Here is a 17,799-nt window from a genome sequence, read left to right as displayed (position 1 = left end):
GTTCAGCGGGGATTCCCGCTTATGCCGTTTGACGTCGAGGCAATCGCCGCTAAGCTGGGCCGCACTGAAATATCCAGTCACGATCTTGTGACTTCACCGGCCTGCGATGAGGGCAAACCGCCCCTGCCCCGCCCCCATCGGCTTTGGCTTGAGCTTTGTCCCGGCGGCTGACATGGTCGGGTCGAAGGGGCGCGCCGTGATCCGTATCCTGCACACCGCCGATATCCATCTCGATGCGCCGCTGGTCTCGCTGGCGCTGCGCGATCCCGAGTTGCGCGAGAGTGTCGCGGCGGCCACGCGCGCGGCCTTTGAACGGATCGTCGAGGTGGCGATCTCGGAGCGGGTGGCAGCACTCCTGATCGCGGGCGACCTGTTCGATGGCCGCGCCCGCAGCGCGCGCACCGCCGCCTTTCTGACCGGGCAGTTCGAGCGGCTGGGCGCGGCGGGCATCCGCACATTCTATATCAAGGGCAATCACGACGCCGAAAACCCGGTGGCGGGCGCGCTTGACCTGCCCGAGGGGGTGCATGTCTTTGACGCGCGCGGCGGCAAGGTGCAGCTTGCCGAGGATATCTGGATTCACGGCGTGAGCTTTGCCGACCGCCACGCCCCCGAGAGCCTGTTGCCGCGCTTTGACGCGCCGGTGGCGGGGACGGTCAACATCGCCATGCTGCACAGCTCGCTTGGCGGGGCAGCGGGGCATGACACCTATGCGCCGTGCAGCCTCGGGGATATCACGCGCATGGGGTTCGATTACTGGGCGCTGGGCCATATCCACAAGCGGCAGGTCCATGCCACCGACCCTTGGGTGGTCATGCCCGGCACGCCGCAGGGCCGCGATATCGGCGAGACCGGGCCGAAATCGGCCAGCCTGCTGAGCATTCATGACGGCGCGATCGAGGTGACGGAGGTGCCCGCCTCGGTGGTTGAGTTCGCCACCGTCACGCTCGATATCTCGGGGGTGGAGAGCGACGACGCGTTGCGCGCGCGGCTGCGCGCGCATCTGCGCGAGACGGCGGCGGCGCTGAACGCGCGGGCGGGCGTGGTGCGGCTGACGCTTGCCGGGGCATCGTCGCGCCGCTGGCACATCCTGCGCGACCGCGATTACTGGATCGAGCAGGCGGCGCTGATCGCGCGCGAGACCGGGGCGCTGTGGCTCGACACGCTGTGTTTCGATCTCGACCGCGCAGAGGCCGGGGCCACAGGGGCCGCCACGAGGGCCACCGGGGCCGCCGAAGAACTGGCCACGCTGATGGCCGGGATCGCCGCAGAGCCGGGCCAGGCCACCCGCGCGCGCGCCACGATCGACGAGGTGATCGCCGACCTACCACCCGGCATCCGCGCGCGGCTCCTGCCTGATGAGGGAGCGGCAGAGGCCCTTGCCCGCGCGCTATCGGAGAGCGGCGCGCAGCGGGTTCTGGCGCGGCTTCGGGGGGCGCAGGGCTGATGCGTCTGCGCCGCCTCTGCCTTGACCGGTTCGGCCATTTCACCGATCGCGTATTCGATTTTGGCCCCTCGGGCGACGGGGCCGATTTCCACATCATCCACGGCCCCAACGAGGCCGGAAAGACCACCGCGATGGAGGGGGCGCTGCGCCTGTTTTACGGCTTTGCGCATCGCGAGACCTATGATTTCAAGCATCAGCGCAAGAATTTACGGGTCTCTGCCGTGGTCGAGATCGACGGTCAGCCGCGCCAGTTCACGCGCCTGCCCCTGCGCAGCGGCGCGCTTGTGGACGAGGCCGGCACCGCCCTGCCCGAGGCGGCGCTGGCGGCGCATCTGGGCGGGCTGGCAGAGGCGGATTACCGCAATCTTCTGTGCCTTGACGATGACACCATCGAACGCGGCGGCGAGGAGATCGCGCAGGCGCGCGGCGATATCGGGCGGCTGCTGTTTTCCGCCGCCGCCGGGGTGGCCGATCTCAGCACCGCGCTCGATGCGGTGCGCGACGAGGCCGATGCGATCTGGCGCAAGCGCGCGAGCAAGACGCAGGTGGCCGAATTGAAGCGCGCGTTGGCGGAGGTCGAGAAAGAGATGCGCGAGCGTGACATCTCGGCAAGCGCGTGGCGCGCACTGAAGAGAGCACTGGCCGGGGCGCAGGCCGCCGAGGCCGAGGCCCGCGCCGCCCGCGACCGCCTGCAAGCGCGCGCCGCCACGCTCGATGCCCTTCGCCGCGCGCTGCCGCAGATCGCCGGGATCGACGCGCTGGCGGCGCGCATCGCGCCGTTCGCGGCCTATCCCGAGCGGCTCGATTTCGACCCCGAGAGCCTCGTGGCGCTTGTCGCCGACGAGAGCGGCGCGCGCGCCGATATCGCGCGGCTGACCGGGGAGATCGCCGCGCTGAGCGCCGAACGCGATGCGCTCGACCTTGTGCCGGACCTGCCTGCGCTGGCCGGGCAAATCGAGGCGCTGGACGATCTGCGCAGCCGCGATGCGACCGCCGGTCTCGACCTGCCGCGCCGCCGCGAGCTGGTGGCCGGGGCCGAGGCGGCGATGGCGCGCGCGGCGCGCGACCTGGGGCTGGCCGAGGGCGCGGGTCCTGCCGGTCTGGTGCTGTCGCCCGCCGATATCGTCCGGCTCGATGCCGCGCGCGAGGCGCTGCGCCGCGCCGAGGATGCTGCCGAGACCGGGGCGCGCGAGGTGGACGACCTCGCCGCGCGGCACCAACAGGCGCAGGCCGCCTGCGCGCGCGCCGAGGCCCCCGGCGCGGGCGAGATCGCGGCGCTGCTGGCGCGGCATGATGCCGACCGCCTTGCCCCCGCCGTTGCCCGCGCGCGGCAGGCCATCGAGGCCGCAGAAGAGGCGGAGCGCGCCGTGCGCGCCGCGCTTTCACGGGGCGGCATGCAGTTTGACACCCTGCCCGCCTGCCCGATGAGCGCCGCCGAGGCCGCCGCGCGCGCCGAGGCCCATGCCGGGCTTGTTCATCGCATCGACGGGGCCGAGGAGGCGCTGGCCGCGCAGCGCGGCGAGATCGCGGGGCTGCGCGCGCGGGCCGAACAGATCGTCGCCGGGGCCGCGCTTGTGCCGGATGCCGAGGCCGCGGCGCTGATGGCCCGGCGGGTGCGGCTCTGGCAGGCGCATCGCGCGGCGTTGGACGAGGCAAGCGCGCAAGAGTTCGAGGCCGCGATGGAGGCGCTCGATGCGGCGATGCAATCGCGCCTCGCGCAGGCGCGCGATCTTGGCGAATTGCGCCGAACAGAGCAGGCCGAGGCCGAGGCCGAGGCGCGCGCCGACGAGGCCGAGGCCCGCCTCACGGCGCTGCGCGCGCGGCGCGACGCGCTGGAGGGCGAGATCGCGGCGGCGGCCAATGCCGTTGGCCTGCCCGCACCGCTTGGGCCCGCCGAATGGCGCGACTGGGTGGCGCAGCACGCCAGCGCCCTTGAGGCCGCGCGCGCGCTCGACGCGTTGCGCGCGCGCCACGGCCGCGACCTGGATCGCGCCGGGCGGCTGCTGGCCGATCTCGGGCCGCATCTCGACCTTGTCGAGCCCGATTTCGACGGCGCGCTCGCTGCCGCCCGCGCCCGCGCCGAGGCCGAGCGCGCGGCTCTTGCCGCCACCGAGCGCGCCCGGCAAGCGCGCGCCACGCTGGCAGATGAGCTTGCCCGCCGCCGCGCGTGCCACGAGGCCGCCCTTGGCGAGGCGCGCGAGGCCGGGACGGCGTGGCGCGCGCTGGTATCCGACCTGCTGGGCGCGCGGGTGGCCCCCGAGACGCTGCGCGCCAGTCTCGATCCGCTGCGCGCGCTGCGAGAGGCCGCCGTCACGCGCGACGAGGCCGCGCAGCGTGTCAGCCGGATGGAGGCCGACCAGGCGCAATTCGCCGCCGCCGTGGCCGCGCTGGCCGAGGCATGGGGGGCGGCGCAGGCCGACACCCCCGCCGCGACCTTTGCCCGCCTGCGCGAGACATGCAGCGCCGCGCAGGCCGCCGAGGCGCAGGCGGAGCGGCTGGGCGCGCAGATCGCAGCGGCGCATGACGCGCGGCAAGAGGCCCGCCGCCGCCTGGACGAGATCGCCGCGCAGGTCGAGGCGCGGGGCCGTATCTTTCCGCCCAGCGCGGCGGTGGACACGCTCGACGCGCTGCGCCGTGCCGCCGCGCAGGCACAGCAGGTGATCGGCGACCGCGAGGACATGGCCGCGCGCGAAGCTGCGGTCCTGTCCGAGCTTGGCGTGCCCGACATGGCCGCCGCCCGCGCGCGGCTTGACGGGATGACGGCGGCGGCGCTCGACGCAGAGGCCGCGACGGTCAAGGCCGATCTGGCCGCTGCCGAGCGCGACCTGACGGCGGCGACCGAGGCGCGCGTGACCGCCGCGCAGGCGCTGGCGCAGGTGACCGGCGAGGCCGATATCGCCGCGCTGGCACAGCGCAAGGCGACGATCGAGCTTGAGATCGAGGCGGCGGCACGCGATCACCTGGAGCTGTCGCTGGGCCATCACCTTGCCGAGGAGGCGATCCGCCGCTATCGCGACACCCATCGCAGCGCCATGATGGCCGCGACCGAGGCCGCCTTTGCCGCGCTCACGCAGGGGGCCTATACCCGGCTTGTAGCGCAGCCCGAGGGCAATGGCGAAATCCTGCTCGCCGTCGATGCCGGGGGCGCGGCCAAGCGCGTGGCGGAAATGTCCAAGGGCACGCGGTTTCAGCTTTATCTCGCGCTGCGCGCCGCCGCGCATGAACAGCTTGTGGCGCAGGGCACCTGCCTGCCGTTCTTTTGCGATGACATATTCGAGACCTTTGACGAGCACCGCACCGCCGCCGCCTGCCGCGTGATGGAGCGGATCGGGCAGCGCGGGCAGGCGATCTATCTCACCCACCATCGTCATGTGGTCGAGATCGCGCGCGAGGTCTGCGACCGGGCGCCGATCGTTCACATGCTTGGCGAGGGGGGCAGTGGCAGCTTCATACCTCAGGAGCCGAGTTCAGGATAAGACAAGCAACATGCTTTGTCACCGGCGTCCGACAGATGTTGCCCAATGATGATTCGGCCAGCCATGCTGTGCAAAGCGGTGCGGCATGTATCGCGAATGGCTGGAGGGGACGTTCGATAGATGCGCTGAGCCGCGCGAGTGCCCGACCGCGGGTGGGCGCTGCAACCTCTGTGGGATGCGCTTTATGGTGCCGCATACTTGAACGATTGTGAGGGATGCCACGTCGCAAAAGCGCCCGCCCGTCCGGGCGGGTCATGCCGGAGGCATGCCTTCGGCATGACCGCTCGCGCGGCGGCGCGCCAGAGCGCGCCTCGATTCCGCGCGGGGAAAGATTTTGAACGTCCCCTCCCGGCGATGAGCGTTCCCCTTGTTCAGCAGCGGGCACTTTGTGTCAGGTGGCGAACACGAGCGCCCGCCAGCAGCCGATGAGCGCCGCGTTGTCATCGGTGATGAGCATCACCGGCATCGCGCGCATGATCGCCGCGTAGGGGCCGCGCGCGGCGAAGCTCTCGCCAAAGCCCGTTGCCGCCAGCCGGGGGGCCACCGCCCGCGCCGTGCCGCCGATGAGATAGGTGCCGCCCGTGGCCATGTGGATGAGCGCGAGATTGCCCGCCACCGCCCCCAGCATCCGCGAGAACAGCGCCAGCGTCTCGCGCGCCGCCGCCTCTCCGTGATCGGCCCCGGCGATGATCGCGGCGGCGTCGCGCGTCTCGCCGGTGCCGAGCCGGTGCAGCCGCCCCAGCCCCGACCCCGACAGCAGCGCCTCGTAGGGTTTGTGCGCGATCTCGCGCCCGAGCGCGGTGATGAGCGCGTTGGCTTCCGCGTCCAGATGCGGCAGGCCGGAATGGCCTGCCTCGGCAGCGGGCACGAACAGCCGCGCGCCCACCCGGTGCGCCACCGCGATATTGCTGCCGGTGCCGAGGCCGAGCACCATGCGCGCGCCATCCCGCTCCGGCGTGCCGGGCAGGACGGGCGCGAGGTGCCGGGGGTCGAGATCATCAAGCGCCATCGCCTGCGCCTGAAGGTCGTTCAGCAGGTGGACATGCGCCGCCCCGGTCAGACGCGCGAGGGTGCCCGCGTCGATGCGCCAGTCGCGGTTGGTGATCTGCGCGGCACGCCCGTGCACTGGCCCCGCGACGCCGGCGCAAAACGCGGTGACGGTGGTGCCGCCGAGATAGCTGGCAATCAGTGCCTCCGGCCCGGCGAAGTCATCGTTGACCAGCCGCTGCACGGTGCCCGGCCGCAGCCCGTCCGCATCGGCCAGCGCCAGCCGCGTGTGGCTCGCGCCGATATCGGCCAGAAGCCACTCAGCCATCGCGCCAGCGCGCCACCAACGCCCGCGCCGCCTGTGCCAGAAGCACCACGTCGATCCCCACCGCGAGGAACCGCGCGCCCCAGTCGCGATAGCGCCCAGCCGTCTCGGGATCGAGCGCGAGGATGCCCGGCGCGCGCCCCGCTGCCGCGATCCGCGCCAGCGCATCGCGGATCGCGTCCTGCACCTCGGGCGCGGTGGCGTCGCCCAGATATCCCATGTCGGCGGCAAGGTCGGATGGGCCGATAAACACCCCGTCCACCCCCTCGACCGTCAGGATATCGTCGAGCGCGGCCAGCCCCGCGCGGCTTTCGACCTGCACCAGAAGGCACATCTGCGCGTTGGCGGTGGGGATGTAATCGGCGATGCCCGAGAACCGCGACGCCCGTGCCAGCGCCGCGCCGGAGCCGCGCACGCCCTCGGGCGGGTAGCGCATGGCGCGCACGAGGGCGCGCGCCTGATCCGCGCTCTCGACCATCGGGATAAGAAGCGTCTGCGCACCGGCATCGAGCACCTGCTTGATCGCCCATGTCTCGCCCATCGGCAGGCGCACCACCGCCTGTGTCTCGGCCCCGCGCAGCACACCAAGCTGCGCCGAGATCGCCCCCAGATCGTTCGGCGCGTGTTCGGCGTCGATCACCAGCCAGTCAAAGCCCGCCTCGGCCAGCACCTCGGTGGGGTAGGGCGCGGCAAAACCCGCCCAGCAGCCATAAAGCGTCTCGCCACGCGCAAGCGCGGATTTCAGGCGGTTTTCGGGGGCGGGCATGGCTCTCTCCTGTTGCAAGTCTTGCGGATCATAACCCCCGCCCGCGCCGCTTGGGTAGGGGGGTGCATAGACAATTGCGCGCGCGCGTGATTGGCTCGCCGCGAAACGCGGGAGGACGCAGCGTGACAGACCATCTCAAGGGGCTTCTCATCACCGCGACGGGCGTGCTCTTCATCGTGCCGGATTCGCTGTTCGTGCGGCTGATCGAGGGCGATGCCGCCTCGATCGCCTTCTGGCGGGGGATCACGGCGGGATCGGTGATCCTTGTGGGCGTGCTGCTGACCCGCGGCTTGCACGGCTTTCGCGAGGTGGCCGCGACCGGCGCGAAAGGCTGGCTTTACACGGTTCTGCTGGGGGCGGCGGCGCCGGGATTCGTGCTGGCGGTGAGCTGGACCAGCGTGGCCAACGTGGTTTTCATCCTTGCCTCGATGCCGGTCTTTGCCGCGATCCTCAGCCGGGTCTTTCTTGGCGAGGCGATCAGCACCCGCATGATCCTGACGATGATAGGCGTCTTTGCCGGGCTTGCGCTCATCCTGCGCGGCTCGGGCGAGACGCATGGCGCGCATTGGAGCGGCGATCTGGTGGCGCTCGCGGTCTCGGCCACCTTTGCCGGCGCGATGACCACGGCGCGGCGCCTGCGCGCTGTGTCGCTCATCCCCGCGATCCCGGTGGCGATGCTGGGCGCGTCGCTGTTGATCTGGCCGCTGGCCTCGCCGGGGGCGGTCTGGGCCACAAGCTGGCCGCTGCTGATCGCCCACGGGCTGTTCATCAGCGTGGCAACCTCGCTGATGACGCTCGGCCCGCGCTATATCCCGTCTGCCGAGGTGGCGCTGCTGATCCTGCTCGAATCGGTGCTGGCCCCGCTCCTGGCCTGGGCGGTGGTGGGCGAGGATCCCGGCATCTGGGCGCTTATCGGCGGGGCGGTGGTGATCGCGGTGCTGCTGGTCTCGAACCTGTGGGCGCTGCGGATGACGCGCCGGATGCGCAACCGCCCCCATCCCCGTGCAGGCCCGCCGATCTGAGGCGCGCAGCCCCTGCCCTGATGTTTGAAATCCGTCAGATGTCGACCATTAGAAATTCAACGTCACCCCCGGCAGGTTGAGCGCCTTCAACAGGTCGCGCAATTCCTGGCGCGCGGCGATGTTGGAGATGTTGAGCCCCTTCACCCCGATATCGCGCAAATCGAGCAGCGTCAGGCCGCGCGGGAACAGCTCGCGGAAGATCACCCGCTCGTTGAACCCCGGCGCTACGCGAAACCCGATCCGTTTGGCAAGCGCACCGAGCGCGCGGCCCATCTTTTCCTTGTTCACCATCGCCTGCGCGCCGACCCGGTTGCGCAACACCACCCAATCAATCGGCCGCAACCCCGCCTGCGCGCGCAATTGCCGCGCATTCCACACCATCTCGGAATAGACTGAGGGGCCAAGCACCTTGAGCCCATCCGTGTCGGTATGCGCCAGCAGGTCGAAATCAATGAAACTGTCGTTGAGCGGCGTGATAAGCGTATCGGCCAGGCTATGCGCGACCTGGCTCAGCCGGGTATGCGAGCCGGGGCAGTCGATCACGATGAAATCGCTTTCGGGCTCGGCGGCGGCCATCGCGGCGGCAAGGCGGCGGTCATAGATGTTCTCGCCGGGCTTGAGATCGGCCTCGGCGAGGTCTGGCAGCGTGAGCAGCCGCGCGCTTGGCAGGTCGAGCCGCTCCTGTTCGAGAAACCGCGCCCGGTTCTCGGCATAGCGGCCAAAGCTGCGCTGGCGCAGGTCAAGATCGAGCGCGCAGGTGCGGTGCCCCATGCGCGCCAGCGCGGTTGCCAGATGCATCGAGACGGTCGATTTGCCAGCACCGCCCTTTTCGTTACCGACAACAATGATATGCGCCATGCCTGACCCCCTTGCAGCGGCGGATTGTCGCCGACCCTAACCTGTGGTTCTCCTTCGGGGAAGCGCGGCGCAGGGTCAAGCCGGATCGCGTGGCGTGACCGGCACGGGCGCGGCGGTGTGGGGGGGGATGGGTAAATTTGGCGCACATTCCCGCGCATGCGTGCGTGATTCATTGAAAAGTCACGTTTGCCTTGCTACCTTGGCCCTACGCCTTGCACCGGGGCGTTGCGGTGCGTAGCCAAGGAGGACGATGTCCTGTCTCTCATGTCTCATGCGGCCCATGCCGCTGATACCCCGGCGGTTCACATGATCCCGCTTCCCCAATCCGATAGCGAAGCGCAGCTTGCCGCCATCCTGAAATCCCTCGACGATGACAAGGCCGAAGATGTCGTGCAGATCGACCTGCGCGGCAAGTCCGCGATGGGCGATTACATGGTGATCGCCTCGGGCCGGTCCTCGCGCCAGGTCGCGGCGATCTCCGAGCATCTGGTGGAGCGGCTCAAGCAGGATCACCGCGTGCCGTCCCGCACCGAGGGCAAGGATCTCGGCGACTGGGTGTTGATCGACACCGGCGACGTGATCGTGCATGTGTTTCGCCCCGAGGTGCGCGACTTCTACCAGCTCGAGAAGATGTGGCAGCCCGCCGGGCCGGCGACCGCACAGGGCTGAATGCGCGTGCATCTCTGCGCGGTGGGCCGGTTGCGCACCGGCCCGGAACGCGCGCTGATCGGTGATTACACCACCCGGTTCGACCGGACAGGGCGGGCCTTGGGGCTTGGCCCGCTCAACCTTCACGAGGTCGAGGACCGCAAGGGCGGTGGCATGGAGGCCGAGGCGGCTCTGTTGGAGCGCGCGATTCCGCAGGGCGCGGTGGTGGTGGTGCTTGACGAGCGGGGGGCGCAGATGACCTCGCCCGAGTTTGCCGACCGGCTGGCAGACTGGCGCGACAGGGGCTGCGGCGACGTGGCGTTGCTGATTGGCGGGGCGGACGGGGTCGCCGCCGGGCTGCGCGACCGCGCCGATCTGTCGCTGTCCTTCGGGCGCATGGTCTGGCCGCATATGCTGGTGCGCGTGATGCTCACCGAACAGCTTTACCGCGCGGCCTCGATCCTCGCGGGCAGCCCCTATCACCGGGTGTGACGGGAGCGCAGCAGTGCGGACCCATCCCCCTGTGTCTGCGGCTCATTTCCTGAGCGCGTCGCGGATTTCCATGAGGATATCAAGCTCCGACGGGCCGGGATCGGCCGCCGGTGCGGCCTTTTCGGGGGCCGATGCGGCACTCTTGGCGCGGTTCACGATCTTGACCAGAACGAACACCACCCAAGCGACGATGAGAAAATTCATCACCGCCATGATGAACCGGCCATAGGCGAAGACGGCGGCGCCCGCCTCTTCGGCGGCGGTGATGGAGGCATACTCGCCCGAGCCAAGCAGCACGTAGAGGCCGGAAAAGTCGATCCCGCCGAGAAACAGGCTGATGATCGGGTTGATGAGGTCGGATACGAGCGAGCCGACAATCGCGGTGAACGCCGCGCCGATGATGATGCCGACGGCCATGTCCATGACATTGCCCTTGGCGATGAAATCCTTGAACTCTTGAAGCATGTTGGTTCCTTTCGCACTGACCCTGGCGGGATGTCTCTCCCGTCCGCGCGAGCGATTTACCATGAAAGCCGCGAAACCCGCGCCAAAAATATGGCACTCCGGCGGGGAAAGCGGCGGGCCTCCTCCCCATACGTGGCACCTGCCGCCTTGCCATTCCCGAGGCCGCCGCCTAGCGTGCCGCCGTTGCCGATCATCACGGAGACACCCATGCAACTCGCGCTCTCGACGACCGACGCGCTTTTTTATATCCACCACGCGCCCACCCGCGAGGATGCGCCGACCTTCGTGTTCGTCAACGCGCTCACCGGCTCCACCGATGCATGGGAGGCGGCGGTGGCGCCTGCCTTGCGCGCCCAAGGGTTCGGCACGCTGAGCTACAATTTCCGGGGGCAGGCGGACTCGCCCTTTGATCCGGCGCTGGAGTTGTCGGATGCCGTGATCGTGGCCGATCTGGAGCGGCTTCTGGCCGAGGTGGTGCCTGCGCGGCCCATCCTTGTGGGCCTGTCCATCGGCGGGCTTTACGCCGCGCGCGCGGTGCTGAACGGGGCGCAGGCGCGGGGCCTCGTGCTGCTCAACACCCTGCGCGAGGTCGGGCCGCGCATCGACTGGGTCAACCATGCGATGGCGCGGATCGTGGCGCATGGCGGGGTGTCGCTCTTTCTCGACGCGCTTTTTCCGCTGCTGGTCAACGGCGATTTCGCCGCTCAGGCGCGGGGCAATTTCCTCAAGGACGATTACGCGCCGCTGCCGCCCGAGCATGGCCATATGAACCTGATGCGCAACGCCGCCCATACCGATTGGGCGCTCGATTGGGGCGCGCTCGCGCTGCCCACGCTCGTTATCACCGGGTTGCAGGATCGGGTGTTTCTCGACCGCGACGTGGTGGACCGACTTTACGCCACAATGCCCGACGCGCGGCGCGAGGATTGGGCGGAGGTGGGCCACCTGTTGCCGCAAGAGGCCCCCGAGCGGCTGGCGGCAAGCCTCGCACGGTTCGGGGCGGAGATGCGTTCATGAACATCCCTGAGAAATGGGCCTATCCGGCGGTGATGATCGGCGTGGCGGGGCACGCGAGCAGCGAATTCTTTGCCAAGCTGGGCGGTGTCGCGGGGCCGGAAACCAGCGTCTGGCGCTATCTTCTCGGCGGTTTCGGCCTGATCCTCTGGGCGCTGTGGGATCGTGACAGCCGCGATCTCATCACCCCCCTGCGCCGCGAGGGGCTCAACATCGTGTGGCTGTCGTTCATGGGCGTCACCGTCACCTACCTGTTCTTTCACTGGGCGCTTGATTACGCGACCGTCATTCAGGTGGCCACGGTCACCACCACGATCCCGATTTTCGTGGCCCTCGCCAACTGGACGCTGAACGGCGTGCATCCCGGCGCGGTCAAGATGGTCACCGGCCTGCTTGCGGTGCTGGGCATCGCGGTGCTCTTGACCGATGGCGCGCTGGCGGCGCTGGCGGGCGAGGCGGGCACGCTGCCGGGGGTTCTGCTCGCCACCGGCTGTGCCGCGCTCGGCTCTTTCTATGCGGTGCTCATCAAGCCGGTGATGGCGCGCCACGGCGGCCTCAAGATCATCGCGCTCACCATGATGATCGGCGGGATCGGCCTGTGGCTGCTGGTGGGGGTGGCCTGGGGCAAATGGGTCAACCCCGCGAGCATCGTCGAGAAACCGGCGCTGGCGGCGTGGTCGCTGGTGATCCTTGCGCTGTGGAACACCACGGTAACGCAACTCATGTGGTTCGGCGGGCTGTCGGCGGCCCCCGACATCACCCGCGCATCCTATCTCTTCTTTCTCAAGCCGATCATCGCAGCGGCGTTGGCCATCGTGATCCTTGGCGCGTGGCCAACGTCGCTTCAGGTGCTGGCAATCGCGCTGGTCACTGCCTGCGTGCTGGTGGAGCTGTCATGGCCGCGCCTGCGCGCGCTGGTCGGGCGCAAGGCCCCGCGATGAGGCAAGGGGCCGCATGACCGACACCGCGCTGAGCTATTCGCCGGATCAGGCCGAGGCCCATGACCGCATCGCGCTGGCGCTGCGCGGGGTTGGCGTGGATATCGAGGGCGGCACGCTCACCCCTCCGCGCGAGGGCAAGCAGGTGGCGCTGGCCGTGATCGGCAAGGCCGGGTCGGGCAAGACGCTGCTTCTGGCCGCGCTTTACCGCGCGCTAGAGGAGGCGGGCGTCGACGTTGTCTCGGGCGATTGGGAGGGGCGCAAACGGCGCGACCGGCGCACGCTGGCGATCCTTGCGCCCACCAACAAGGCGGCAAGCGTGCTGCGGATGCGAGGCGTGCCCGCGACGACCATCCACCGCATCCTTTATACCCCCGTCTATCACCCGGAATACGAGAAGATCGCCGAATGGCTGGCAGGCCAGGGCGCGCGCCCCGAGATCGAGGGGCTGACCGATCTGGCGCTTGATCGGGCGCTGGCGTTTTACCAGGCGCAGGCATCCATCCCCGGCGCGCTGGCTGCCGCGGGCTTGCGCGGGTCGGATTTCATCACCGGCTGGACGCGGCGCGACGAGCCGCTTGATATCGGCCTTGTCGACGAGGCGAGCATGCTCGACGCCAAACAATTCGAGGATTTGCAAGAGATCTTCCCAACGCTGATCCTGTTCGGCGACCCGGCGCAATTGCCGCCCGTGAAATCCACCGGCGGCATGGTGTTCGAGACCCTGCCCGCGCCCGACCTGCTGACGCTCAGCCGCATCCACCGGCAGGATGCCGACAACCCGATCCTTGATCTGGCCCATGCGCTGGCCGATCCGGCGCTGGAATTCCATCATTTCGAGCGGATGATCGAGGAGGCCGCCGCGCGCGACGAGCGGGTGCGCTGGGCCGAGCGGGTGGAGGTCGATCTGATGGCGCGCTCGCCCGTCCTTGTCTGGCGCAACGCCACGCGCATCCGCCTCATCAATGCGTTTCGCGCGGTGCATGGCGCGCCGGAAACCGCGCTGCTGGAGGGTGAGCCGCTGATTTGCGACGGGATCGAGCTGCCGCTCAAGCATCGCAAGAAGCGGCTTGATCTCGAGGCGCGCGGCCTCATCAAGGGGGCGCAGGTGATCTATCTCGGCCCCGGCAAGCGCGCCGGCTTCTCGCGGCTGCATGTCATCGGGGCCGAGGATCCGCGCCTCTCGGCGGCCTCGATCGTCAAGATCGAGAAGCCAGACGAGGAAGAGCCGTTCATTCCCTATGCCGCCAATATGGGGGCCACCTTCCTGCACGGGGCGGCGGTCACGATCCACAAGGCGCAGGGCAGCCAGTGGCGCGATGTGCAGGTCTTTGCCCCCGATATCCACGCCGCCGCACGGATGGGGCGCTCCGAGGCCGGACAGCCCTTGTGGAAACGGCTTGCCTATGTGGCGATCACCCGCGCCGAGGAGCGGCTGCACTGGGTGGTGCGCAACCGGCTGTCGAAACCCACCGCGCCGCTTGGCATCGACGACTTGCGGGCAAGGCCGGTGGCATTGGAACTCGCAAGGGAGGAAGAGCCATGAAATCCGTTCTCATCACCGGGGCCAGCGCCGGGATCGGGGCCGCCTGCGCGCGCGCCTTTCTCGATGCGGGCTGGCGCGTGGGACTGATGGCGCGGCGCGAGGGCGCGCTGAACGCGGTGGCGGCGGGGCATGAGCACGCCGTGCCCTTGCAAGGCGACGTGACCTCGCCCGAGGATGTGGCGCACTGTTTCGCGGAGTTCACCGCGACGGCGGGCCGGCTCGACGTGCTGTTCAACAACGCCGGCAGTTTCGGGCGCGCGGCAATGATCGACGAGCTGGGCTATGACGAGTGGCGGCAGGTGGTCGATGTGAACCTGAATGGCATGTTCCTGTGTGCGCAGGCGGCGTTTGCACAGATGCGGCGGCAGCAGCCGCAGGGCGGGCGGATCATCAACAATGGCTCGATCTCGGCGCACGCGCCGCGCCCCGGATCGGTCGCCTATACCACCACCAAACACGCCATTACCGGGCTGACCAGGACGCTCAGCCTCGATGGCCGCGCCTTTGACATCGCCTGCGGGCAGATCGACATCGGCAACGCGCGCACCGAGCTTCTGGAGGGGATCATCGCCGCCAATCCCGACGCCCCGCCACCCACGATGGAGGTGGCGGAGGTGGGGCGCGCGGTGGTGCAGATGGCCGATCTGCCGCCCGAGGCCAATGTGCAGTTCATGACGCTGATGGCGACGAAGATGCCCTATATCGGACGGGGCTGAGCGGCCCCGCGACATGCGGAGGCTGTCGCAAGGGCGGCGATGGTGCCCGTGTCCGCCACTTGGCACGAGATGGCCGATTCTGTGTGGGGGGACATTCCTGGCTTGGAGGGGACGGTCGATACGATGCGATGAGCCGCGCGAGTGCCCGACCGCAAACGGATACCAGAAACCGCCCGAACAAGACGGATATTCCAAATGATCGGGTTGTCGCGATTTCGAACCGAAAAAACCCTGTCACCTTCTTCTGAAATTGCGTTAAACCGCCGCCTGAGCGAAACCCGCGACGCGTGACGCGTCTTTGCCAGGACGACTGCCCCATGTTCACCGCCACCCTGATCGCGCCGCCCGGTGCCCTTGATCCCGCGCTTGTCGAGGCGCTGCGCAGCGCCTGGGGCGGCGGCGAGGCGGTCTGGCTATCGGGACGCGAGGCGGCGGAATTCGGCCTGCCGCATAGCCCCGGCAACCTGTGGCAGGTCTGGGCCGATTTGCAGGCGCAGGGCGTGGACCTGGTGGTGCAGCCCGGCGCGGGGCGGCGCAAGGCGATGCTGCTGGCCGATATGGACAGCACCATGATCCGGCAGGAATGCATCGACGAGCTGGCCGAGGTGGCGGGCGTCGGCGCGCATGTGCGCGCCATCACCGCGCGGGCGATGAATGGCGAGCTGGATTTCGAGGGCGCGCTGACCGAGCGGGTGGCGCTGTTGCGCGGCCTGTCCGAGACGGTCATCGCCGAGGTGCTGGCGTCGCGAATCACGCTTATGCCGGGCGGGGCCGCGCTGGTGGCGACGATGCGCGCGCACGGGGCCTATGCGGCGCTTGTCTCGGGCGGGTTCACCGCGTTCACACAGGCCATCGCGGCGCGGCTCGGCTTTGACGAGCACCGCGCCAACACGCTTCTGTCGGAGGGGGGGCACCTCACCGGGACGGTGGCCCAGCCCATCCTTGGGCGCGAGGCCAAGGTGCGCGCGCTTGAAGAGATCACCGCGCGGCGCGGGATCACCGAGGCGGATGTGATCGCCGTGGGGGACGGGGCCAACGATCTGGGGATGCTGGGCCGCGCCGGGAGCGGGGTGGCGCTCCATGCCAAGCCATCCGTCGCCGCGCAATGCGATATTCGCATCAACCACGGCGACCTGACGGCGCTGCTCTATCTTCAGGGCTATCGGCGCGACGATTTCGCGGATTGAGCGCGGCTCAGGCGGCGGCTGTGCCCTTCACCATCGTAGAAATCGCAGAGAGTCGCGAAAAGCCGCGCCTGCATCGCGGGCGTATCCATCAGCGTCTCGTGCCGCCCGCCGGGGACGATCTCCAGCCGTCCGCCGGGCCAATGCGCCATGCGATCATGGATGCGGGCGGCGTCGACGATCTCCTCGTCGCTGCCCAGAAGCGTGAGACAGGGCAGCGCGGGCGAGGGGCGGCGCGCCAGCGCGCGCATCTCGCGCAGCGATTCGTGCAGCCAGCGCAGGCTTGGCCCGCCGATGCCAAGCTCTGGATGGGCCTGCAACTGGCGCGCCATGTAATCCCACATCGCGCGGTCATTGGTGAGCTTGTTGGTCTCGAACGGCTCTGACAGCACATAATGCTCAGGCCCCGTGCTTGGCGCGTAGTGATGGCCAAGGCAAAGCCGCCGCGCGCCCCACCCAAGCGACCACGCCACCGGGCGCAGCGCCGCGCCCATATGAATGCCCCACATCGGCGCGGAAAAGGCGGCGCTGGCCACGTCGAGCCGCTCCATGACCGCGCGCAACCCGATACAGCCGCCCATCGAATGCGCGAGCAGGTGCCAGGGGCGCGGCAGATCAAGCGCCTGCGCCGCCGCGATCATTGCCGCCACATCGTGCTGATAGTCGGGGAAGTGATGGACATGGCCCGCCATCGCGTCTCCGGTGAGCCGGTCGGCCAGCCCCTGCCCGCGCCAGTCGATTGCCAGCGTGGCATAGCCGCGCGCCGCGAAATGCCCCGCCGCGCGGCCATATTTCTCGATATATTCGGTGCGGCCGGGAAACAGCAGCACCGTGCCGTTCTCGGCCTCGCGGTGCCACAGCCCCGCGCGCAGCCGCACGCCATCGCGCGCCGCGAGCCACCACGCCGCCCCGTCATCGGGGCCGCTGGCCACCTCCGAATAGAACGGGGCGCGCTCCATCAGGCGAGGACGCTGCCCAGCTTCATCGCGAGGCCCATATCGCCATCGACCGACAGCCGCCCCGACATGAAGGCGGCGGTGGGGTCAAGGTCGCCCGCGAGAATCGATTCAAACGTGTCGGCATCGGCGCTCAGCGTCACGTCGGCGTCATCATCGGCGGCGCGCGCACCATTGGCGTCGATCACGATGCTGCCCTCGCCCTCGATCACGAACTTGGCCGCCCCGTCAAAGCCGTCGCTGCCCATCTTGTCGTTCAGGGCCTTGACCGCGGCCTCTATCACGTCGCTCATCTCATCCATCCTTTCACGATTGCGATGACGGGGCTTTCACTCCCGCCGATCCGCGCTAAACTCAGCCCTGTTATGAAAGACATGCGCCGATATCTCAACCATACCGTAGCGGCAGGGCTGGTGCTGGTCATGTTTTCCTTACCCGTGGCCGCAACCGATGCGCGGCTCGACACGCTTTTCGCGCAGCTTGAGGGCGCAGAGCCCATGGACGCGCGCCGCATCGCCGCCGAAATCGAGCTGGAATGGGCGCGCTCCGGCTCTGCGGCGATGGACCTCTTGTTGCGCCGGGGCGAGGATGCGCTCGAGGCGGGCGATCTGGGCATGGCCATCGCGCATCTCAGCGCCGCCATCGACCACGCGCCGGAATTCGCCGAGGCGTGGCATGTGCGCTCCGCCGCGTTTTTCGAGCAAAAGCGCTATGGCCTCGCGCTGCATGATCTTGCGCAGGTCGTCGTGCTGGAGCCGCGCCATTTCAACGCGATCTACGGCATGGGCGTCATTTTCGAGCAGACCGGGCGGTTTGCGCTGGCACATGACGCGCTGGAGCGGGCGCAGGCTATACATCCCCATCACGAGGCCGTAAGCGAGGCCCTGGAACGGGTGTCGCGCAAGCTGGGCGGCACCGACATCTGAGGCAAGACAGCCAGTCGAGAGAACGGGGGGCGC

The 17,799-nt window shown here is 69.1% G+C and carries 17 protein-coding genes; 11 read left to right on the top strand and 6 right to left on the bottom strand.

What is annotated here, in order from left to right:
- The first annotated feature begins 106 nt into the window (after positions 1 to 106).
- Together ABIE58_RS04745 and ABIE58_RS04740 are read left to right on the top strand one after the other, a co-directional pair.
- Positions 107 to 1,447, top strand: a complete 1,341-nt coding sequence (locus tag ABIE58_RS04745) for a metallophosphoesterase family protein (protein WP_354543545.1) — start codon at positions 107 to 109, stop codon at positions 1,445 to 1,447.
- Positions 1,447 to 4,923: an AAA family ATPase gene (locus tag ABIE58_RS04740; RefSeq protein ID WP_354543544.1), complete on the top strand. Its 3,477-nt coding sequence runs from the start codon at positions 1,447 to 1,449 to the stop codon at positions 4,921 to 4,923. Before ABIE58_RS04745 ends, ABIE58_RS04740 begins: the two co-directional genes overlap by 1 nt.
- Before the next feature lie 391 nt (positions 4,924 to 5,314).
- On the opposite strand, the gene ABIE58_RS04735 is transcribed toward ABIE58_RS04740, so the two are convergent.
- Both ABIE58_RS04735 and ABIE58_RS04730 read right to left on the bottom strand, forming a co-directional pair.
- Positions 5,315 to 6,238: a glucokinase gene (locus tag ABIE58_RS04735; RefSeq protein ID WP_354543543.1), complete on the bottom strand. Its 924-nt coding sequence runs from the start codon at positions 6,236 to 6,238 to the stop codon at positions 5,315 to 5,317.
- The gene (locus ABIE58_RS04730; protein WP_354543542.1) at positions 6,231 to 7,001 is read right to left on the bottom strand and encodes an HpcH/HpaI aldolase family protein; all 771 of its coding nucleotides are present in this window, start codon (positions 6,999 to 7,001) and stop codon (positions 6,231 to 6,233) included. Before ABIE58_RS04730 ends, ABIE58_RS04735 begins: the two co-directional genes overlap by 8 nt.
- A 122-nt stretch (positions 7,002 to 7,123) precedes the next feature.
- Here ABIE58_RS04730 and ABIE58_RS04725 point away from each other — a divergent pair, with 122 nt between their 5' ends.
- Positions 7,124 to 8,023 carry a DMT family transporter gene (locus ABIE58_RS04725; protein ID WP_354543541.1) on the top strand — a complete coding sequence of 300 codons (900 nt, stop codon included), beginning with the start codon at positions 7,124 to 7,126 and terminating at the stop codon, positions 8,021 to 8,023.
- Positions 8,024 to 8,071: 48 nt separating this feature from the next.
- Here ABIE58_RS04725 and ABIE58_RS04720 read toward each other — a convergent pair whose 3' ends face one another.
- Positions 8,072 to 8,881 (bottom strand): division plane positioning ATPase MipZ, encoded by an 810-nt coding sequence (locus ABIE58_RS04720; protein ID WP_354543540.1) that lies wholly within the window; start codon positions 8,879 to 8,881, stop codon positions 8,072 to 8,074.
- Positions 8,882 to 9,187: 306 nt separating this feature from the next.
- Between ABIE58_RS04720 and rsfS the strand changes: the two genes are divergently transcribed.
- Together rsfS and rlmH are read left to right on the top strand one after the other, a co-directional pair.
- Complete coding sequence (rsfS, locus tag ABIE58_RS04715) at positions 9,188 to 9,550, top strand: ribosome silencing factor (protein ID WP_354543539.1); 363 nt, start codon at positions 9,188 to 9,190, stop codon at positions 9,548 to 9,550.
- On the top strand, positions 9,551 to 10,021 hold the full coding sequence (rlmH, locus tag ABIE58_RS04710) for a 23S rRNA (pseudouridine(1915)-N(3))-methyltransferase RlmH (RefSeq protein ID WP_354543538.1): 471 nt from the start codon (positions 9,551 to 9,553) through the stop codon (positions 10,019 to 10,021).
- Between the two features lie 42 nt (positions 10,022 to 10,063).
- Here the strand turns inward: rlmH and mscL are convergent, their stop codons facing one another.
- A complete protein-coding gene (mscL, locus tag ABIE58_RS04705; protein WP_354543537.1) occupies positions 10,064 to 10,486 on the bottom strand; it encodes a large conductance mechanosensitive channel protein MscL in 423 nt (140 codons plus the stop codon).
- Between the two features lie 207 nt (positions 10,487 to 10,693).
- Between mscL and ABIE58_RS04700 the strand changes: the two genes are divergently transcribed.
- From ABIE58_RS04700 to serB, 5 genes are all read left to right on the top strand, one after another.
- On the top strand, positions 10,694 to 11,503 hold the full coding sequence (locus tag ABIE58_RS04700) for an alpha/beta fold hydrolase (protein WP_354543536.1): 810 nt from the start codon (positions 10,694 to 10,696) through the stop codon (positions 11,501 to 11,503).
- Entirely contained in the window at positions 11,500 to 12,441 is a 942-nt protein-coding gene (locus tag ABIE58_RS04695) for a DMT family transporter (protein WP_354543535.1), read from the top strand. Before ABIE58_RS04700 ends, ABIE58_RS04695 begins: the two co-directional genes overlap by 4 nt.
- A gap of 13 nt (positions 12,442 to 12,454) precedes the next feature.
- Positions 12,455 to 13,984 carry an AAA family ATPase gene (locus tag ABIE58_RS04690; RefSeq protein ID WP_354543534.1) on the top strand — a complete coding sequence of 510 codons (1,530 nt, stop codon included), beginning with the start codon at positions 12,455 to 12,457 and terminating at the stop codon, positions 13,982 to 13,984.
- Complete coding sequence (locus tag ABIE58_RS04685; RefSeq protein WP_354543533.1) at positions 13,981 to 14,700, top strand: SDR family oxidoreductase; 720 nt, start codon at positions 13,981 to 13,983, stop codon at positions 14,698 to 14,700. The genes ABIE58_RS04690 and ABIE58_RS04685 overlap by 4 nt, the downstream gene beginning before the upstream one ends.
- Positions 14,701 to 15,017: 317 nt before the next feature.
- The gene (gene serB / locus ABIE58_RS04680; protein WP_354543532.1) at positions 15,018 to 15,887 is read left to right on the top strand and encodes a phosphoserine phosphatase SerB; all 870 of its coding nucleotides are present in this window, start codon (positions 15,018 to 15,020) and stop codon (positions 15,885 to 15,887) included.
- Here serB and ABIE58_RS04675 read toward each other — a convergent pair.
- On the bottom strand, positions 15,860 to 16,843 hold the full coding sequence (locus ABIE58_RS04675; protein WP_354543531.1) for an alpha/beta fold hydrolase: 984 nt from the start codon (positions 16,841 to 16,843) through the stop codon (positions 15,860 to 15,862). The genes serB and ABIE58_RS04675 overlap by 28 nt on opposite strands.
- Positions 16,843 to 17,133: an SCP2 sterol-binding domain-containing protein gene (locus tag ABIE58_RS04670; protein ID WP_354543530.1), complete on the bottom strand. Its 291-nt coding sequence runs from the start codon at positions 17,131 to 17,133 to the stop codon at positions 16,843 to 16,845. The genes ABIE58_RS04675 and ABIE58_RS04670 overlap by 1 nt, the downstream gene beginning before the upstream one ends.
- An 81-nt stretch (positions 17,134 to 17,214) precedes the next feature.
- Here ABIE58_RS04670 and ABIE58_RS04665 point away from each other — a divergent pair, with 81 nt between their 5' ends.
- The gene (locus ABIE58_RS04665; protein WP_354543529.1) at positions 17,215 to 17,766 is read left to right on the top strand and encodes a tetratricopeptide repeat protein; all 552 of its coding nucleotides are present in this window, start codon (positions 17,215 to 17,217) and stop codon (positions 17,764 to 17,766) included.
- Positions 17,767 to 17,799: the final 33 nt, after the last annotated feature.

It is taken from the genome of Roseovarius sp. MBR-78 (genome assembly GCF_040547535.1).
In the GTDB taxonomy this organism is placed as follows: Bacteria; Pseudomonadota; Alphaproteobacteria; order Rhodobacterales; family Rhodobacteraceae; genus Roseovarius.
This window is presented reverse-complemented; position numbering and strand designations above follow the sequence as displayed.